Here is a 2,591-nt window from a genome sequence, read left to right as displayed (position 1 = left end):
CCATGATTCGCTTTCTTTGCCATACTTTATTCCTTTCTTAAAACAAATTAGAAGCGCTCCAATGCTTTCAAATGAGCTTGCGATTGCTCAATTCGACATTGAAGAATATACCAATCAGATGCAGATTTTAGATCTGTATTATTTGTAGGATCAGAACAAAGTTGTTCTCTATATGCATTCCAAGTTTTACGTACTTTAATAAAATAAGAAGAAGGCAAAGCATGTAGAGCCATATCTTTTTGTTTTACTCGTCGGTATATCATCTTATATTTTTCATCAATTTTTTTTTCTAAACGGCTATCCCAAACATCCAAGCAATCATAACTAACATTTTCAATATTTTCTAACGCACTTTTGGGACAGACTTCTTTTTTATGCTCTATATTTTCCTGTGCAAAACATGAACCTGCCCCTAATAGGCAAATAGAGAGAAACAATGCTTTTTTCATTTTAAACTCCTTACATTTGTAATGGTTTAGCCCATTATAGCAATAACCATTTTTAAAACTAATAAATTTATATTTTATTGCTCACAATATTCTAGCACCATTTTGAAAACTTAGTACTAATAAATAATTATCAATCAGATTTCAAAGATAAAATTTAAAAAAACAACCGTTCTTTTATTATGCTTCTATAAATTTCATAGAATAGATGATTTTAATCCTTTCTATTTTTTCAAACATCCTTTAATACGAAAAAAGGTATATGCAACCCCACCAAATCGCCATTTAAAACAATAAAAACAGTAAGTTAAAAAAATACACTATACAATTATTCTCAAAATAAAAAACAGGCCGTCTGAAAACCAGTTATCCTGATTTTTCAGACGGACTTTACTATTCAATCTTTCCTTAACGGCCAAAATTATCTCGACGTTCGCGCCAGTCTTGGCGGATGGAGCCGCTTTTGCCGACCGGTGTGTCTTGTTCGACTTCCCAAATAAAATTCGTTCCGCCTCCAATCGGATGCGAGCCGCGCAAACCGATGTGGCTGCCTTGGTCGGCAACGGCGGTTCGGCTGTATGTTTGGCCGCCGAAACGGGTTTGCGAGGTTTCGATGCCGCTTTTGATGCTGCCGTAAAGCTGTACGTCGGCGTGTGCGGCAAGTGCGGCGGGGGAAAGTGCGGCAGTGAGGAGAAGTTTCAAGTTCATGGTTTATCCTTTTTGGGAGAGGAATTGTGTGACGATTGTATCGGCCTTGTACGTAAACAAGTTACAATTCTTGCAAAATCTGACAGGAGTTTTGATGATGCGCTCTTTACGCGCCGCCGCTGTGCAAATGGTGTCGTCCACCGACCCCGAAACCAATATTGCCACCATGAAGCGCCTTGTCCGCGAGGCGGCCGAGCAAGGGGCGGATTGGGTGTTGCTGCCTGAATATTGGCCGCTGATGGGCAAAAACGATACGGATAAGCTGGCATTTGCCGAGCCTTTGGACGATGGACGAGTTGGCCAAACCTGCCACCCCCGTTTTCAGACGGCCTTAAGCGAAACGGCAAGGGAATGCGGCGTGGTGTTGTTTGGCGGTACGGTTCCGCTGCAAAGCCCAAACGCTGGCAAGGTGATGAACACGATGCTGGTGTATGACCGCGACGGCAACCGAGTCGGGCTTTACCACAAAATGCACCTGTTCGGCTTTTCCGGTTTGGGCGAACGCTACGCCGAAGCCGATACGATATTGGCGGGCAACGATGTGCCGAAGCTGAGCGTGGACGATGTTCCGCTGGCGGCCGGGGTCTGCTACGATTTGCGCTTTCCTGAGTTTTTCCGCGCCCAGCAGCCGTTTGATGTTTTGCTGTTACCGGCTGCATTTACCTACACGACCGGCAAGGCGCATTGGGAATTGCTGCTGCGCGCCCGTGCGGTGGAAAACCAATGCTACGTCATCGCGTCGGCACAAGGCGGACTGCATGAAAGCGGCCGCCGCACATTCGGCCACAGTATGATTATTGACCCTTGGGGCGATGTGTTGGCGACGTTGCCGGAAGGCGAAGGCGTGATTTGTGCCGATTTGGATACTGCGCGCCTGCAAAGCGTGCGCACGCGCCTGCCTGCCCTGAAACACCGATTACTTTAAACACGCACTATGTCCCAGTTCCAACCCACACGCATTCTTGGCATCGACCCTGGCAGCCGCGTGACCGGCTTCGGCGTGATTGATGTCCACGGCCGCGAGCATCATTATGTTGCTTCCGGCTGTATCAAAACGCCGACCGGCGCGTCGCTTTCCGAACGCATCGCCGTGATTGTCCGCCATATCGACGAAATCATCCGCCACTATCAACCCCATCAGGCAGCCATCGAGCAAGTATTCGTCAACGTCAATCCGGCCGCAACGTTAATGCTCGGTCAAGCGCGCGGTGCAGCGATTGCCGCTTTGGTCATGCACGATTTGCCCGTGTTTGAATACACCGCTCTTCAGGTCAAGCAGGCTGTGGTCGGCAAGGGTAAAGCCGCCAAAGAGCAAGTGCAGCATATGGTGGTCCAAATGCTTGCACTTTCAGGCACGCCGCAAGCCGATGCCGCCGACGGACTCGCCGTCGCCCTCACCCACGCCCTGCGCAATCACGGATTGGCTTCGCAACTCAA

General features: G+C 48.0%; 4 protein-coding genes. 2 read left to right on the top strand and 2 right to left on the bottom strand.

Translation table 11 applies throughout. The annotated features are described in order from the left end of the window. Window positions 1–47: 47 nt before the first annotated feature. Both ACTHSP_RS19470 and ACTHSP_RS19465 read right to left on the bottom strand, forming a co-directional pair. The gene (locus ACTHSP_RS19470) at window positions 48–449 is read right to left on the bottom strand and encodes a hypothetical protein (protein ID WP_371464532.1); all 402 of its coding nucleotides are present in this window, start codon (window positions 447–449) and stop codon (window positions 48–50) included. A 405-nt stretch (window positions 450–854) separates the two neighbouring features. Then, window positions 855–1,154, bottom strand: a complete 300-nt coding sequence (locus ACTHSP_RS19465; protein ID WP_283121674.1) for a porin — start codon at window positions 1,152–1,154, stop codon at window positions 855–857. A 94-nt stretch (window positions 1,155–1,248) separates the two neighbouring features. Between ACTHSP_RS19465 and ACTHSP_RS19460 the strand changes: the two genes are divergently transcribed. Beyond that, the gene (locus tag ACTHSP_RS19460) at window positions 1,249–2,079 is read left to right on the top strand and encodes a carbon-nitrogen hydrolase family protein (protein ID WP_371464529.1); all 831 of its coding nucleotides are present in this window, start codon (window positions 1,249–1,251) and stop codon (window positions 2,077–2,079) included. Between the two features lie 9 nt (window positions 2,080–2,088). Continuing rightward, a partial coding sequence (gene ruvC, locus ACTHSP_RS19455) for a crossover junction endodeoxyribonuclease RuvC (protein ID WP_440346721.1) occupies window positions 2,089–2,591 on the top strand: 503 nt, incomplete at its 3' end.

The sequence above is a fragment of the Neisseria sp. P0001.S005 genome (genome assembly GCF_051963715.1).
This window is presented reverse-complemented; position numbering and strand designations above follow the sequence as displayed.

Coding starts and splice junctions, on each gene's coding strand:
- ACTHSP_RS19470 (WP_371464532.1), bottom strand. CDS start 449: ATGAAAAAAGCATTGTTTCTCTCTATTTGCCTATTAGGGGCAGGTTCA.
- ACTHSP_RS19465 (WP_283121674.1), bottom strand. CDS start 1,154: ATGAACTTGAAACTTCTCCTCACTGCCGCACTTTCCCCCGCCGCACTT.
- ACTHSP_RS19460 (WP_371464529.1), top strand. CDS start 1,249: ATGATGCGCTCTTTACGCGCCGCCGCTGTGCAAATGGTGTCGTCCACC.